General features: G+C 62.8%; 11 protein-coding genes, 2 rRNA genes and 1 pseudogene (1 of these 14 only partly in view). 5 read left to right on the forward strand and 9 right to left on the reverse strand.

Annotation, left to right across the window (positions count from 1 at the left end):
- Positions 1 to 126: 126 nt before the first annotated feature.
- From B0E49_RS20975 to B0E49_RS19005, 4 genes and pseudogenes are all read right to left on the reverse strand, one after another.
- Positions 127 to 360, reverse strand: a pseudogene (locus tag B0E49_RS20975) (transposase); the annotation flags it as partial.
- A gap of 385 nt (positions 361 to 745) precedes the next feature.
- Entirely contained in the window at positions 746 to 1,051 is a 306-nt protein-coding gene (locus tag B0E49_RS18995; protein ID WP_077564229.1) for an addiction module antidote protein, read from the reverse strand.
- A gap of 15 nt (positions 1,052 to 1,066) precedes the next feature.
- Positions 1,067 to 1,360: a type II toxin-antitoxin system RelE/ParE family toxin gene (locus tag B0E49_RS19000; RefSeq protein ID WP_077564231.1), complete on the reverse strand. Its 294-nt coding sequence runs from the start codon at positions 1,358 to 1,360 to the stop codon at positions 1,067 to 1,069.
- 216 nt (positions 1,361 to 1,576) lie between these two features.
- A complete protein-coding gene (locus B0E49_RS19005; RefSeq protein ID WP_077564232.1) occupies positions 1,577 to 2,197 on the reverse strand; it encodes a hypothetical protein in 621 nt (206 codons plus the stop codon).
- A 209-nt stretch (positions 2,198 to 2,406) separates the two neighbouring features.
- On the opposite strand from B0E49_RS19005, the gene B0E49_RS19010 reads away from it, so the two are divergent.
- Both B0E49_RS19010 and B0E49_RS19015 read left to right on the forward strand, forming a co-directional pair.
- Entirely contained in the window at positions 2,407 to 2,898 is a 492-nt protein-coding gene (locus B0E49_RS19010) for a hypothetical protein (protein WP_077564234.1), read from the forward strand.
- Positions 2,899 to 2,927: 29 nt separating this feature from the next.
- Positions 2,928 to 3,584, forward strand: coding sequence for a class I SAM-dependent methyltransferase (locus B0E49_RS19015; protein ID WP_077564236.1), 657 nt, complete (start codon positions 2,928 to 2,930; stop codon positions 3,582 to 3,584).
- 9 nt (positions 3,585 to 3,593) lie between these two features.
- On the opposite strand, the gene B0E49_RS19020 is transcribed toward B0E49_RS19015, so the two are convergent.
- From B0E49_RS19020 to B0E49_RS19030, 3 genes are read right to left on the reverse strand one after another with little or no spacing between them, the layout of a single operon-like run.
- The gene (locus B0E49_RS19020) at positions 3,594 to 6,722 is read right to left on the reverse strand and encodes an adenylate/guanylate cyclase domain-containing protein (protein ID WP_077564238.1); all 3,129 of its coding nucleotides are present in this window, start codon (positions 6,720 to 6,722) and stop codon (positions 3,594 to 3,596) included.
- A gap of 12 nt (positions 6,723 to 6,734) precedes the next feature.
- A complete protein-coding gene (locus tag B0E49_RS19025) occupies positions 6,735 to 7,397 on the reverse strand; it encodes a Crp/Fnr family transcriptional regulator (RefSeq protein ID WP_077564240.1) in 663 nt (220 codons plus the stop codon).
- Between the two features lie 36 nt (positions 7,398 to 7,433).
- Positions 7,434 to 8,336: an esterase/lipase family protein gene (locus B0E49_RS19030; protein ID WP_077564241.1), complete on the reverse strand. Its 903-nt coding sequence runs from the start codon at positions 8,334 to 8,336 to the stop codon at positions 7,434 to 7,436.
- Positions 8,337 to 8,589: 253 nt separating this feature from the next.
- Here B0E49_RS19030 and B0E49_RS19035 point away from each other — a divergent pair, with 253 nt between their 5' ends.
- From B0E49_RS19035 to B0E49_RS19045, 3 genes are read left to right on the forward strand one after another with little or no spacing between them, the layout of a single operon-like run.
- Positions 8,590 to 9,375 carry an FFLEELY motif protein gene (locus B0E49_RS19035; RefSeq protein WP_077564242.1) on the forward strand — a complete coding sequence of 262 codons (786 nt, stop codon included), beginning with the start codon at positions 8,590 to 8,592 and terminating at the stop codon, positions 9,373 to 9,375.
- Between the two features lie 48 nt (positions 9,376 to 9,423).
- Complete coding sequence (locus B0E49_RS19040) at positions 9,424 to 11,109, forward strand: AMP-binding protein (protein WP_077564243.1); 1,686 nt, start codon at positions 9,424 to 9,426, stop codon at positions 11,107 to 11,109.
- A gap of 30 nt (positions 11,110 to 11,139) precedes the next feature.
- On the forward strand, positions 11,140 to 12,063 hold the full coding sequence (locus tag B0E49_RS19045) for an MBL fold metallo-hydrolase (RefSeq protein WP_502688716.1): 924 nt from the start codon (positions 11,140 to 11,142) through the stop codon (positions 12,061 to 12,063).
- A 50-nt stretch (positions 12,064 to 12,113) separates the two neighbouring features.
- Here the strand turns inward: B0E49_RS19045 and rrf are convergent.
- Both rrf and B0E49_RS19055 read right to left on the reverse strand, forming a co-directional pair.
- Positions 12,114 to 12,226 (reverse strand): 5S ribosomal RNA (gene rrf / locus B0E49_RS19050).
- A 128-nt stretch (positions 12,227 to 12,354) separates the two neighbouring features.
- Positions 12,355 to 15,000: ribosomal RNA gene (locus tag B0E49_RS19055) — 23S ribosomal RNA — on the reverse strand; it runs 235 nt beyond the window's last position.

Consider the following 15,000-nt stretch of genomic DNA (forward strand, 5'->3'; position numbering starts at 1 on the left):
CGCCTCCAGCTTGAATTCCAGCGTGTACTTGCCACGGGCTTGCCCGTCTTTCCTCTTGCTCATCTCTCATCTCCAATTGCTGAATTTAACCATCAGCTATGGAGTGCGTTTTTCGGGGGCAAGATCAGTGTTTTTATCGACACCGCAGCATTGAGCCGCCTGGCGCACGCTCACCCCCTCAATCAATGCCTGACCATAGCGCAACCATCGCTCACGTTTGCGCAAGTGCGCCAGAGGTGTCCCCGTGAGCGCATTGCTGGTCTTGCCGCAAGCGTGGCAGCGCATGCGTGCCAGCCCATGGCTGTGACCCCAAGGTCGTAGTTGTGCGGCCGGGGCCTGGCAGTGGGGGCACACGTTGGGGCCTGGCAGTACGCTGGCAACTGCACTGGTGGATGTATTGGGCAACTCAGCCAAGGCACTTCGCATCTGCGCCCGCTGCCGTTTGGTCAGAAATGCCAGTTGTCCGAGCAATTTAACAAAGTCGCTATGGCCCATATTGCACCTCCACGTCTGGTGACCTCATATTCACTTTAGGCAGAGGCCTACTCTCTTTCAACAGCTAATGCAGACATAGCTCTAAATCGCCATCAAACCCATATCTGGTCATGGCTATGCGCTACAAAATTGATAGTTTTCGACCGCTACTCAAGCTGACCGCGCCCGGCTTCACGCCGCCGCACAAGCGCGTGAAGGCACAGCCCGAGCGGGCGGCCGATGCGCGGCTGCCTGAAGACGCCGTCATACATCAGGCATGTGCAGCCTGGGCCACCAGCCGCACGCCCAGCGCCGCGCAGACGCGATTCACGGTATCGAAACGGGGCGCGCTGCCAGGACGCAGCGCCTTGTACAGCGCTTCCCGAGTGATGCCGGCCGCTTTTGCGATCTCGCTCATGCCCCGGGCGCGGGCAATATCACCCAGCGCAGCCGCTAGCAGCGACGCATCATTCGCTTCAAGAATGTCGGTCAAATAGGCGGCAATCGCCGTATCGCTATCGAGATATGGCGCCGCGTCGAACTCGGGAAGTTCATCCACCTTGATACGTTTACTCATGTTCGTTTCCTCCGGTCAATCCAACAATGCCGCCAATGCCTTCGCCCGCTTGATGTCGCGCTTTTGGGTTCGCTTCGATCCACCAACCAGCAAGACAACCCATTGCGTGCCCCGCTGCGCGAAGTAGACACGCCAGCCCGCTCCGACATGAATGCGCAGTTCAGAAACCCCTTCCCCGACAGGCTCCACGTCACCCATGAGTCCGAGTTCCAGCCGCTTGAGCCGCGCCACCACGATCCCGCGCAGCGACGTATCGGTGAGGCCTTCAAGCCAGGTGGTGAATTCAGGAAGTGGTCTGATGGAAGGCACCGTTGCATTGTAATCGAACGATTACAAAACATCAAATCTGGCGGCAGGCGCGCGGCTGCCTAACAAGCGTCGCGCAGCAACCCGCGTCGCAATCCGGCTTTAACACTCAAATCACGCTCAAGCCCATACCTGGCCATGGCGATGCGCTACAAAATTAATAGTTTCCAGTCACTGCGGCGGTGATGTCCTGCCCAGCAATGCCACAGGCGGCCAAGCTCACTTGTCCGCCAGGTACAGCCGATCCGACCAGGTGGCCAGCCACTGCGGCTTGAAGGCCACGAAGATGGCTGCCGCCATGCCGGTAACGAAGCCGTCCGCCCAGGCCATGAGCCAGTGCCCGATCAGCGAAACGTCGCCGCCCACGAACGCCAGCCGCTGCCCGCTCCATTGCGCCAGCGCGCCCGCCGCGAACACGCACGCCACGGTGCCGAGGAAGGCGCGGCCCAGGATGTAGACGAACGGGTGCGTGCCCAGCCAGCGCCGCAGCGCCGCGCCCAGCAGCACCGAGAACGTGGCCGGCACCACGCCCAGCCACGCGGCCGCGTCCACCAGCGCGGGCCACGGCGCGGGTGCGATCAGGCCCGAGAGCGCCGCCACCGCGCAGAACACCGGTATCGCCAGCGGCCAGCCCAGCACCAGCGCCACCAGGCAGGCGCCCGACCACGGCAACTGCAGCGGCATCGCGTGCAGGCGCGGCAGCGCCCACAGCCAGGGCAGCACGAGCAGCACCGCCAGCAGCGCCGTCAGCAGCGGGCCGTGGGCCAGCATGCGCCAGGGCCGCAGACCCAAGGCCAGCGCGAGCGCGAGCAGCAGCACCGACAGCGACCACCATTCCATGACAGCACGGGAAGACCAACGAGGCGCAAAGCTTACTCCGCCATCGCGCGCTGATTCAACGCCGGCACAACACACTGGGCGCCGCACAGGCGCAAAGCTCGATCAGCTCTTTCTCCCGCACGGGCCTTCCCCCACAATGAGGCGGTTTGTTCTAGCCTGCGCGGCCATGACGGACTGATGCATTACTTCAACCAACAGGAGAGAACTTCATGGGCATACGCTTGAAAAGTCACGACATTTACGTGGGCAGCTTGCAGCAACAACTCAACCTGCGGTTTGCGCCGCCGATGGGCACCAAGGAGACCTTTGGCGGCCTGGAGGAAATGGTGGCTTTGCAAAAGGAGTTCGAGATTTTCAAGGAGGGCCGGCGCTTTAGTACCAGCATCGCGGTGCTCAATCTGGTGGGTGCGGCCAACCACGAAACCAAGAACCGTTTTATTGACTATCTGGGCAGCCTGCGCGGCATGAAGTCCAACATTGCCGGCCAGAGCGGCGACGTGGCGATCGTCAAGGCGCTGGTGCGCAACCTGTCGGCCAAAAAACCCTTGCCCGTGCACTTCGCCCTGCACGACATGAACGAGTCGAAAGAAAACAATCGGGTCATCATCACCGACAAGGCACGCCCGCTGTTTTACATGGCCCAGGACTACCTGGTCATCTCGCTGCCGCTGGGGCTGGCACCGACGAAGAAGGCCAAGTAGTCGGCGCCGACTCGTTGCGCGCAGCGGCGATGCAGGCAGCACACGACGTCGGGCCGGGGTTGGCGGCTGTTCACGCCGGCATTGCGCGCTACTACACCGAGACGGTGCAGACGCACGGCGCGACACCCCATGGAGTGGACTGGACCTGCGTGCCCACCCAGGAACTGCGCTTTGTGCAGCTTCTCAAGCTGTGCGACTTCACGGTGCCGTTCTCGCTCAACGACCTGGGCTGCGGCTATGGCGCCTTGCTGGCCTTTCTGGCCAAACGCCACCGGGCCGGCAAGGTCGATTACCTCGGGGTGGATCTCTCCAGTGCGATGATTGCGCAGGCGCGCGAACTCTGGGGCAAACGCCGCAAGACTGAATTCGTGGTGGGCCACGCCAGCCCGCGCAGCGCCGACTATTCGCTGGCCAGTGGCATCTTCAATGTCAGGCTCGACCAAAGTGCCGCACAGTGGACCCGATTCATCGCGACCACGCTGGAGCATCTGCATGCCACCAGCCGCCGCGGCTTTGCGGTCAACTTCATGGCGCCGTTACCTCGCGGCATGATGGGCGCCTCCGGTCTCTATCGCGCGCCGCCGGGCCTGTGGCGCCGCTACTGTGAACAGACCTTGAGTGCCAAGGTGGAAATCATCACGGGCTACGGCATGCGCGAATACACCTTGCTGGTGCGACCGATCTGACGCTCGTCATCACGGACCCGCAGGTGGGACAAGCAGCGCGCGTGCGCGCGTCAAAGCGCCTTCACAAATTTTGGCGCCGGTGACCGCGATGAGCTGCTCGGCCCGCTCAAACAAGGCCTCGGCTTCACGCGTGGCCTCCTTGCGCCCGTCTTGCGCCAGTACGCTGCCCCAAACGACGAGCGAGCGGCACTCCGTGATGCGATTGCCGCGCTGGCGCGAGATGGTGACAGACTCTTTGGCAACCGCCAGGGCACGTTCCACATTGCCCGACAGGTGGTGACTCTCGGTCATACACGCGAGCACTTCGGTTTCAATGTCGGCCGCAATTTGCGCCGCTCTGATCACCACGAGCGCGTCCGAAAAGCTATCGGTCGCTTGCTTGAAGTCTTGGCCCGCCAGCGCCGCCAGGCCAGCACTCCACAACGCCAACGCTCTCGAATAGGGATTTGAATAGCTCTGCGCAATCCGGGCGCTCAATTGCACCTGCTCTTGCGTCGCTGTTGCGTCGCCCAAGCACCATGCAAGCTCCACGTAGTAATGACAGACACTCTGACGGATGACCGGGTCCTCAGTGGCAGCATTACGGTCCAGCATCTGCTGCAGGCAAGCACGCGCCTCGTCCAGGCGCAGCATGCGAATGAGCATGCGCACACGCATGCCCAGCATCCACTGCTCGGGATCGAACCCGATGTAGTCGCGGTCAAACTGGTCGATGTGCGCAACGCCCTGCAAGGCCACGTCACTGGCAGCCAGGCCTTCCCGCAGCAAACCGGACCAGGCGCAGGCATGCGACAACGCCAGATGCAGCGTCGCGAAGCGTCCCTGATCGGCTCCGTCAGGCGTCAACGCGATCGCCCTGCGAATGGCCTCCACATAAGCATCGGCCGAGCCGCCGTTGCCGTGCAGGACACGCCCCTCGGTCAGCAACAGCAACTGCACAAAGCGGTTGTCCACCTCGGTGGCGAGGCCAACGGCTTCATCGACGATCGCCTTGACCTCCTGCGGGCTGAGCCCTTCCCGCCATCCCAGCAGCGCCAACTGGCCGCCGACCTTGACGCGCAGACGATCGGTTTCCGGCTCACGCGGTTGATCGGCCAGGAGCTCGCGCGCATGGCGCCAATGCTTCATGGCCTGCGTCGAATGGGTGGCGCCCAGCCATTGCGCCGCGCGCGACAGATGCTGGGCCGCCCTCACGGGCTGCCCGGCAGCCTCGTGGTGAAAGGCAATCAGCGCGGCAAACTCGTCGGGCTGGGTGCTGTAGTGCGCCTCCATGGCGGTGGCCACGGCCCCATGCAGGCTGGCGCGGCGCGCCTTGAGCTGGGAGTTATAGGCCACCTCCTGAACCAGCGGGTGGTGAAACCCGAAGCGGCGCTCCCCGACGATCTCGCGCAGCAGCTCCAGCAGTTCGGCCTCGCACAGGCCGTCCAGCTCGTGCTCGATCTGGCCGGCCAGGAAGCGCGCCACCTGCTGCAGCACCGGCAGCGGGATTTCCTTGCCGATCACGGCGCAGATGTGCAGCAGGGCCTTTTGCGTCGCGACCAGGCGGTCGATGCGCGCACCAATCACGGCCTGCACGGTGGCGGGCAAGGCCCGCACCATGGATTCGAGACTGTGCGCGTCGGGCGTGCCCGAGAGCGCGCCGCCCTCCAGGAGCGAGCGCACCAGTTCTTCGGCAAAAAACGGGTTGCCGGCGCTGCGCTCGACGATCAGCGCAAACACGTCCTGCCACGCGTGATGCGGGCCGACCAGCTCGCGCACCAGCGCTTCGGTGTCGGCCGCTCCGAGCTCGGCCAGGTGGATTTCCTGGAAGTGCGCCAGCGCCGGCCACGGCGCCTTGTAGAGCGGGCGGTAGTTGAACAGCAGCAGCGTGCGCGTGCCGACCACCGAGCGCACCAGCAGGTCGAGAAATTCCGCGCTGGCCTCGTCGAGCCAGTGCAGGTCTTCAAACACGATCACCGAGGTGGTCGCGCCGGTGTAGCGCACCATGTCGCCAAACAGCGCCAGCAGCCGGGCGCGGCGCGCCTTGGGGCCGAGTGCGCATGGCGTGCTGGCGGGGTCGGCCACACCGAGGAATTCGTTGAACAGCGCCAGGTCGTCGCTGGCGGTGACGCCGAGCCGGGCCAGCCGCGCGGCGATGCGGCCCCGGGCCGCGGCGGCGTCATCGGTGGCGGTGATGCGGAAGAACCAGCCGCGCAGCAGCGCCAGCACCGGGGCCAGCGGCGTGGCGTAGCCATAGAGCTGGGTGCGCACCTCGGTGACGGGCACCAGCCGGGTGCGGCACCAGCGCACAAACTCGAAGCACAGCCGGCTCTTGCCGGTGCCGGCCGCACCCGACAGGCCGATGACGGCACTCTGGCCCTTTTCGGTGCGGAGAAGCGCGTCCTGCAGGGCCGCCAGCTCGCGCGCGCGCCCGCGAAACGGCGACAGCGCCGCCTGGTGGAAATGGTGGTCGGGTGCGTCGCTTTTCATGCGCAGCAGGGCATAAATTTCGGTCGGCTCGGCAATGCCCTTGAGCGTGTACGGGCCCAGGGCGCGCACCTCGCAGGCGCCGCCCGCGAGCGCCAGGCAGTCGGCGGTCAGGCACACGCCGCCGGGCGCGGCCACGCCCACCACGCGGCTGGCGAGGTGGATGGCGCGGCCGTGCACGCCGCCGCCGATGGCGGCATCGACGGCCTGCGGATCGGAGGCGACCTGGCCCGAGTGCAGGCCCACGCGCAGCTGCAGCCCCTGCTGGTTGCCGACAAAGGCCTGCTGCAGGCTGAGGGCGGCCTCGCAGGCCAGGCGGGCGTGGCCTTCGAGGGCGTGCGGCACGCCGAACAGGGCCAGGATGCCGTCGCCCAGGGTGCGCACCACGGTGCCGCCAAACACTTCGACCGCCTCGCACATGCGCTGCACGGCGGGCTGCAGCTGCTCCATGGCCTGCTCGGGGTCGAGGTGGGCAATGTGCGTGGTGGAGCTGACGATGTCGGCAAAGAAGATGGTGGCGACCTTGAGCTCGCCCCATTTGGGCGGGGGCGGCGTCTCGACGGGGCGCAGGGGCTCGCCGGGCGCGGGCGAATCCGGCGCGAGCGGGGTACCGCAGTGGCCACAGAACCGGTTGCTGTCGGGGTTGAGGGTCAGGCAGGAGGCGCAGCGCATGGTGGGCCGAGCTTACCAGCGCGGGGGCAGCTTCTTGAGCAGCGTGATGCGCTTGACGCCCAGCTCGATGTAGCCGCCCTTTTCCATGTCCTTGAGCAGGCGGCTGACCATCTCGCGCGAGGAGCCGACGCGGTTCGCGATGTCCTGGTGCGTGATGGGGTGCAGCGTCACGCCCGCGCCTTCGCTGGCGGGGCCGTGCAGGCCTTCGAGCAGGGCCACGACGCGCCCATACACACTGAGCAGGGCCATGTTGCGCGCGATGTCGGTGGCGGCGCGGGCGCGCCGGATGATCTGCTCGACCAGGCTGAACGCGAAATTGGGGTGCTGCGCCAGGTGGGCGCGCACGTCATCGCTGCTCAGCACCGAGCAGATGCAGGGCTCCAGCGTCATGACGGAGGCCGAGCGGGGCCCGCCGTCGAGCGACATTTCGCCAAAGTAGTCGCCGGCGTTGACGGTGCTGTAGGTGATTTCGCGGCCGTATTCATCCATCGAATAGGCCTTGACGCTGCCCGCGAGCAGCACGAACAGCCCCTCGCCGGTGCTGCCTTCGGTGATCAGCACCTTGTTTTTGGGGTAGCGGCGCACCACGCCGCGCTGGGCCAGCAGGTGGTTGCTGGTGCACAGCGCAGCGAGAAGGGCTTCGTCGGCCGGGTCGGCCCGGGGGGCGGCAGTCATGGGGTTTCAATCTAGCACGTCATGCTTCACCGCGGCTTACGCTGCCCCAATTCTTGACAACGTGTCGCGCATGACGCCAGCGTGCAGCGCCAGGCGCACGTGCGCCACGCCGCGCAGCAGCCGGTTTTCGGCCCCGGGCAGGGTGGCGGTGGAGGCGGGGAACACGATGTTGTCGCAGTTGGAGTACCAGCAGGTGAACAGCGCCTGCTGCTGTGGCGGCAAGTCGCGCTCGAGCTGGCGCTGCCAGTCGCAGGCGATGCGCATCTGGCGCCCGTTGGCGACGCGGCTGAAGCGCGCCGGCCAGGTGCCGTGGTGCGGCGTGCCGATGGTCACGACGTGGTGCACCCGCGCATAGCCGCTTGAGGCGCGCAGCCAGGCGCGCGCCGCCAGCCCGCCCATGCTGTGGCACACCAGCAGCGGCGCCAGCCCGGTGGCCTGTGTGACGCGCTGCACCGCGTCTTCGATGAGGGGCGCGTAGCCGTCGATGGGGCCGAACACAGGCTCCAGGTTCACGGCGACAAACGCATGCCCGTGCGCCTGCAGGTGCCGGAGCCACAGCGTCCACAGGCCGCGGTTGCAGACAAAGCCGTGGATGAAGACAACGCCGCGCCGACCCAGCAGCGCCGCATCGGGCCCCAGCTGGTCGGGCACGGCGTGGGAGCGGAACGGCTGCCACCAGCAGAACACGCGCGCCGCCGCCAGCGTCTCGCCGGCCCAGGCGCGCACCAATTCGCCCCGGCCGGCCGGCGGTGCGGGGTCGTGTCGATTGGCCAGGCGCAGCGCGGCAAATTCCAGCGCGAGGAACACCGAGTAGCCGAACACGATGACGGCAGCGCCCGCCACGGCGAGCACCGGCGCGCTGCGCCAGAACGCCAGCCCCCACATGCAGGCCGCCGCCAGCAGCGACAGGGTGATGATTTTTTGCAGGCGGGCCAGCATGGTATTGCGCGGGTGGATCCGGAGTTTTGAATGAAATGAGGCTGTAGCCCTTATACAGCATACGCAACCAGCTATTGATTTCATAGTGAGCTTTGGCCGTTGCCCCACAGCATCGTCATTCCCGCGCAGGCGGGAATCCAGACGGCGTCGGCGCACTACCGTGGATTCCCGCCTGCGCGGGAATGACGAAGGAGAGAAGCGGGAATGACGAAGGAAAGGGGCGGGAATGACGACAGATAAACTCGTGCCTCATATGGAACCCGCACAAAAGATTCGCGACGCGGTGGCCCAGGTCTCGCAGCTGCGCCAGGATGCGTCGGGCGACCCGGCGTTGGGCGCGGCGGTGGCGCAGGTCAAGCGCCTGCAGTCGCGCCGCTTTGCCGGCACCTATGCGGACCTGCTGGGCGGCGGGCCGTACCAGGCGGCGGCGCAATTCTTCCTGTACGAGCTGTATGGCGAGGCCGACTACAGCGAGCGCGACGCGCAGTTTTCGCGCATTGCGGGGGCGCTGCAACGGCTGTTTCCGCAGCAGGTGATGGCCACTGCCGTCTCGCTGGCGCAGCTGCATGCGCTGACGGAGCGGCTCGACCATGCCATGGGGCACGCCTGGCTGGCCGCCGCGGCGCCGGCCGGGGATGCCCGGGGCGATGCGCCGGCCGCTGGCGCCCCAAGCGAGTCGCCCGCCGGCCGCTATGTCCGTGCGTGGCGCACGGTGGCGCGGCGTCTGGATCGCGAGGCGCAACTGGCGGTGGTGCTGGAGATCGGCCGCGAGCTGCAGCGGCTCACGCGCATGCCCGGCCTGCGCCTGATGCTGAAGATGATGCGCGGGCCCGCAGCGGCGGCGGGCATGGGCGCGCTGCAGCGTTTTCTGGAGGCGGGGTTCGACACCTTTGCCGCGATGGCACGCCAGCCGGGCGGCGCCGATGGCTTCATGGCCCTCATCCGCGAGCGCGAATCAGAGCTGATCGAGCTGCTGTTCGAGGCCGATTTTGTCGCCTGCGAGACGCAGCTTGCGCGCACCTTGGGGCAAGCCCGGTAGCCTGTTGCGCGTGCGCCTTGCACAATGGGACGACAAGGAGGAGTTTTCATGGACAAGTTTTGGCTGCAGAGTTATCCCGCAGGGGTTCCGCACGAGATCGATCCGGAGCAGTTCGGGTCGCTGACGCAGTTGCTGGAGGAATCATTCAGGAAGAACGCGGCCAAGCCCTTTTCGGTGTGCATGGAACGCTGGATGTCGTACGGGCAGCTCGACCAGTTGTCGGCGGCGTTCGGGGCCTGGCTGCAAAGCCGCGGGCTGGAGCCCGGCGCGCGCGTGGCCATCATGCTGCCGAACGTGCCGCAGTTCGCCGTGACCATGGCGGGCATCTTGCGCGCTGGCTACACCTGCGTGAACGTGAACCCGCTGTACACCGCGCGCGAGCTCGAGCACCAGCTCAGGGATTCGGGCGCCACGGCGATCGTGATCCTGGAAAACTTTGGCCACGTGCTGCAGGAGGTGATCGAGAAGACGCCGGTGAAGCACGTGGTGATGGCCTCGATGGGCGATTTGCTCGGCGCCGTGTACGGCCGCTGGATCACGTTTGCGGTGCGCAACCTGGCCAGGATGGTGCCGCCGTTCACGCTGCCACTGTCTGATGGGCGCAGCGTCACGCCGTTCAACGATGCGATTTCGCAAGGCTCGGGCAAGAAGCTGAGCGACAGTCACGCCACGCTCGATTCGATCGCGTTTTTGCAGTACACGGGCGGCACCACGGGGCTGTCCAAGGGCGCGGTGCTGACGCATCGCAACATCGTGGCCGCGATCTTGCAGTCGGAGGCGTGGTTCACGCCGGCGCTCACGCGCATCGGCGATGTGAGCCAGATCAACAGCATTGCGGCGCTGCCGCTGTACCACATCTTCGCGCTGACGCTGTGCCTGCTCTCCATCCGCTGGGGCGCGCACCTGACCCTGATTCCGAATCCGCGCGACTTCGGCAAGTTCGTGCAGGTGCTCAAGAAGCGGCCGTTCCACATCCTGCCGGCCGTGAACACACTGTTCAACGCACTGCTGCAGCAACCCGAATTCAAGAGCGTGGATTTCTCCAGCCTGTGCGTGTCGCAGGCGGGCGGCATGGCGGCCTCGGCGGGCACGGCCAAGGCCTGGCTGGAAACCACGGGCTGCCCCATGAACGAGGGCTGGGGCATGAGCGAGACCTGCGCCATCGGCACGAACAACCCGGTCACGAGCAAGGAGTTCAGCGGCACCATCGGCCTGCCGCTACCCAGTATCGAGATTGCGATCAAGGACGACGACGGAAATTCGCTGCCCCTGGGCGAGGCGGGCGAGATCTGCATCAAGGGCCCGCAGGTGATGCCGGGCTATTACAACCAGCCGGCCGAGAACGAGAAGGCGTTCACGGCGGACGGATTTTTGCGCACGGGCGACATCGGCATCATGGATGCGCGCGGCTACAGCCGCATCGTCGACCGCAAGAAGGACATGATCCTGGTGAGCGGCTTCAACGTGTTTCCGAACGAGCTGGAAAACGTCATTTCGCTGTGCCCGGGCGTGCTGGAGTGCGCGGCCATCGGCGTGCCCGACGAGAAGCAGGGCGAGGCCATCAAGCTGTTCGTCGTCAGAAAGAACCCGACGCTGACCGAGCAGGAGGTGGCCCAGTATTGCCACGACAACCTGACCGGCTACAAGCGCCCGAAGTTCATCGAATTCCGCGACGACCTGCCCAAGACCAATGTGGGCAAGATTCTGCGGCGCGAATTGCGCACGGGAAAATAATTGCCGCCACTACGCTTTTGATAGCTGCCTATGATTGATCCGCCTGCGCTACTGCCCGGAATCACTGTCTTCGAGCGCGGCTGGCTATCGTCCAACAACATCCTGCTGACCGGCCGGGACTCAACCGCGCTGGTGGACAGCGGCTACTGCACGCATGCGGCGCAGACCGTGGCCTTGAGCGGGCAGGCACTGCAGGGGCGCGCGCTGGATCGCCTGCTCAACACGCATCTGCACAGCGACCATTGCGGCGGGAATGCCGCGCTGCAGCAGCGCTATCCCGCTCTGCAAACGCTGATTCCGCCGGGCCAGGCCGCCTTCGTCGCCGATTGGGACGCGCAGGCGCTCACTTACACGCCCACCGGCCAACAGTGCCCGCGCTTCAGGTTTGATGCGCTGCTACAGCCCGGCAGCGGGATAGAGTTGGGCGACCGGTTGTGGCAAATTCACGCCGCGCCGGGCCACGATCCGAATGCCGTGGTGCTGTTCGAAGCTGAATCAAGGGTGCTGATTTCGGCCGATGCGCTGTGGGAAAACGGCTTTGGTGTGGTTTTTCCGGAACTGGAGGGCGTAAATGCTTTCGACGAGGTGGCCGCGACCCTCGATGTGATCGAAGCGCTTGACCCCCTGGTGGTGATTCCGGGGCACGGCAAGGTTTTTTCGCATGTGGCCGAGTCGCTGGGCCTGGCGCGCCGGCGGCTGCAGAGTTTTGTGCGCGATCCGCGTAAACATGCGAATCACGCGGCCAAGGTGCTGCTCAAATTCAAACTGCTTGAATTGCAGCGGATCCGCTACGCGGATTTCTCGCAATGGGCCGGCAGCACGCGTTATTTTGAAATGGTGCATGCGCGCTACTTCCCTGAGGTAGAACCGCAGGCATGGCTCGCGCAACTGACGCAGGATCTGGTTCGTGCGGGCGCGGCTGCTCGCGACGGAGACTTTGTGCTGAATGCTTGAGCACAAAAGAAAACGCCCAGTCAAATGACTGGGCGTTCCTGGCTGTAAGAGCCTGACGATGACCTACTTTCACACGGGAATCCGCACTATCATCGGCGCAGAAGCGTTTCACTGTCCTGTTCGGGATGGGAAGGAGTGGTACCACTTCGCTATGGTCATCAGGCATAACTGGTTGTCATACTGGCCCCCGTCTTTCGACCGAGTCAATACAACGAATTCATAGAGTTCAAATCAGATTTTATTTTTGAATGCGTCACTTGGCATAACACCTTGATCAACGATCAAAGTTATAGGGTCAAGCCGCACGAGCAATTAGTATCAGTTAGCTTAACGCATTACTGCGCTTCCACACCTGACCTATCAACGTCCTGGTCTTGAACGACTCTTTAGGGGGCTCAAGGCCCCGGCAGATCTCATCTTGAAACGAGTTTCACGCTTAGATGCTTTCAGCGTTTATCTCTTCCACACATAGCTACTCGGCAATGCCACTGGCGTGACAACCGATACACCAGAGGTGTGTCCACTCCGGTCCTCTCGTACTAGGAGCAGGCTTCCTCAAATCTGCAGCGCCCACGGAAGATAGGGACCAAACTGTCTCACGACGTTTTAAACCCAGCTCACGTACCTCTTTAAATGGCGAACAGCCATACCCTTGGGACCGGCTACAGCCCCAGGATGAGATGAGCCGACATCGAGGTGCCAAACACCGCCGTCGATATGAACTCTTGGGCGGTATCAGCCTGTTATCCCCAGAGTACCTTTTATCCGTTGAGCGATGGCCCTTCCATACAGAACCACCGGATCACTATGTCCTGCTTTCGCATCTGCTCGACTTGTCAGTCTCGCAGTTAAGCACGCTTATGCCATTGCACTATCGTCACGATGTCCGACCGTAACTAGCGTACCTTCGAACTCCTCCGTTACGCTTTGGGAGGAGACCGCCCCAGTCAAACTGCCTACCATGCACTGTCCCCGATCCAGATAATGGACCTAGGTTAGAACCTCAAACACACCAGGGTGGTATTTCAACGTTGGCTCCACGATACCTAGCGGCACCGCTTCAAAGCCTCCCACCTATCCTACACAGATCTGTTCAAAGTCCAATACAAAGCTACAGTAAAGGTTCATGGGGTCTTTCCGTCTTTCCGCGGGGAGATTGCATCATCACAAACATTTCAACTTCGCTGAGTCTCTGGAGGAGACAGTGTGGCCATCGTTACGCCATTCGTGCAGGTCGGAACTTACCCGACAAGGAATTTCGCTACCTTAGGACCGTTATAGTTACGGCCGCCGTTTACTGGGACTTCAATCAAGAGCTTGCACCCCATCATTTAATCTTCCAGCACCGGGCAGGCGTCACACCCTATACGTCCACTTTCGTGTTTGCAGAGTGCTGTGTTTTTAATAAACAGTCGCAGCCACCGATTTTTTGCAACCTCATTGGGCTCCATCCGCAGGGACTTCACCTACTAAAGGCACACCTTCTTCCGAAGTTACGGTGTCAATTTGCCGAGTTCCTTCTCCAGAGTTCTCTCAAGCGCCTTAGAATACTCATCTCGCGCACCAGTGTCGGTTTGCGGTACGGTCGTGTGTAGCTGAAGCTTAGTGGCTTTTCCTGGAAGCAGGGTATCACTCACTTCGGCTGCAAGCAGCCTCGTTATCACCCCTCATCTAAGCCCGGCGGATTTACCTACCAGGCACGACTACAGGCTTGAACCAACATATCCAACAGTTGGCTGAGCTAACCTTCTCCGTCCCCACATCGCACTACACATCGGTACAGGAATATTGACCTGTTTCCCATCAACTACGCATCTCTGCCTCGCCTTAGGGGCCGACTCACTCTACGCCGATGAACGTTGCGTAGAAAACCTTGCGCTTACGGCGAGGGGGCTTTTCACCCCCTTTAACGCTACTCATGTCAGCATTCGCACTTCTGATACCTCCAGCAGGGTTTACACCACCACCTTCACAGGCCTACAGAACGCTCTCCTACCACTTGCAATAAATTGCAAATCCGCAGCTTCGGTAACTGGCTTAGCCCCGTTACATCTTCCGCGCAGGACGACTCGATCAGTGAGCTATTACGCTTTCTTTAAATGATGGCTGCTTCTAAGCCAACATCCTGACTGTTATAGCCTTCCCACTTCGTTTCCCACTTAGCCAATTTTAGGGACCTTAGCTGGCGGTCTGGGTTGTTTCCCTCTTGAGTCCGGACGTTAGCACCCGGTGCTCTGTCTCCCAAGCTGTACTCGTCGGTATTCGGAGTTTGCATAGGTTTGGTAAGTCGCCATGACCCCCTAGCCTAAACAGTGCTCTACCCCCAACGGTAATACTTGAGGCACTACCTAAATAGTTTTCGGAGAGAACCAGCTATTTCCAAGTTTGTTTAGCCTTTCACCCCTATCCACAGCTCATCCGCTAGTTTTGCAACACTAGTCGGTTCGGACCTCCAGTGCGTGTTACCGCACCTTCATCCTGGCCATGGATAGATCACTTGGTTTCGGGTCTACACCCAGCGACTGAATCGCCCTATTCGGACTCGGTTTCCCTACGCCTTCCCTACTCGGTTAAGCTTGCCACTGAATGTAAGTCGCTGACCCATTATACAAAAGGTACGCAGTCACCCCTTACGAGGCTCCTACTTTTTGTAAGCATACGGTTTCAGGATCTATTTCACTCCCCTCCCGGGGTTCTTTTCGCCTTTCCCTCACGGTACTAGTTCACTATCGGTCGATGATGAGTATTTAGCCTTGGAGGATGGTCCCCCCATATTCAGACAGGATTTCTCGTGTCCCGCCCTACTTTTCGTTAGCTTAGTATCACACGTCTGTTTTCACGTACGGGGCTATCACCCACTATGGCCAACCTTTCCAGGTCATTCCGTTAACAGTCGTGCTATCACTAACAGGCTTCTCCGATTTCGCTCGCCACTAC

The organism is Polaromonas sp. C04 (genome assembly GCF_002002705.1).
Classification (GTDB): Bacteria; Pseudomonadota; Gammaproteobacteria; order Burkholderiales; family Burkholderiaceae_C; genus Rhodoferax_A.

What these genes read in the sequence shown, in the direction of transcription:
- B0E49_RS18995 (WP_077564229.1), bottom strand. Translation starts at nt 1,051, where the DNA reads ATGAGTAAACGTATCAAGGTGGATGAACTTCCCGAGTTCGACGCGGCG.
- B0E49_RS19005 (WP_077564232.1), bottom strand. Translation starts at nt 2,197, where the DNA reads ATGGAATGGTGGTCGCTGTCGGTGCTGCTGCTCGCGCTCGCGCTGGCC.
- B0E49_RS19010 (WP_077564234.1), top strand. Translation starts at nt 2,407, where the DNA reads ATGGGCATACGCTTGAAAAGTCACGACATTTACGTGGGCAGCTTGCAG.
- B0E49_RS19035 (WP_077564242.1), top strand. Translation starts at nt 8,590, where the DNA reads ATGGAACCCGCACAAAAGATTCGCGACGCGGTGGCCCAGGTCTCGCAG.
- B0E49_RS19040 (WP_077564243.1), top strand. Translation starts at nt 9,424, where the DNA reads ATGGACAAGTTTTGGCTGCAGAGTTATCCCGCAGGGGTTCCGCACGAG.
- B0E49_RS19015 (WP_077564236.1), top strand. Translation starts at nt 2,928, where the DNA reads ATGCAGGCAGCACACGACGTCGGGCCGGGGTTGGCGGCTGTTCACGCC.
- B0E49_RS19025 (WP_077564240.1), bottom strand. Translation starts at nt 7,397, where the DNA reads ATGACTGCCGCCCCCCGGGCCGACCCGGCCGACGAAGCCCTTCTCGCT.
- B0E49_RS19045 (WP_502688716.1), top strand. Translation starts at nt 11,140, where the DNA reads ATGATTGATCCGCCTGCGCTACTGCCCGGAATCACTGTCTTCGAGCGC.
- B0E49_RS19020 (WP_077564238.1), bottom strand. Translation starts at nt 6,722, where the DNA reads ATGCGCTGCGCCTCCTGCCTGACCCTCAACCCCGACAGCAACCGGTTC.
- B0E49_RS19030 (WP_077564241.1), bottom strand. Translation starts at nt 8,336, where the DNA reads ATGCTGGCCCGCCTGCAAAAAATCATCACCCTGTCGCTGCTGGCGGCG.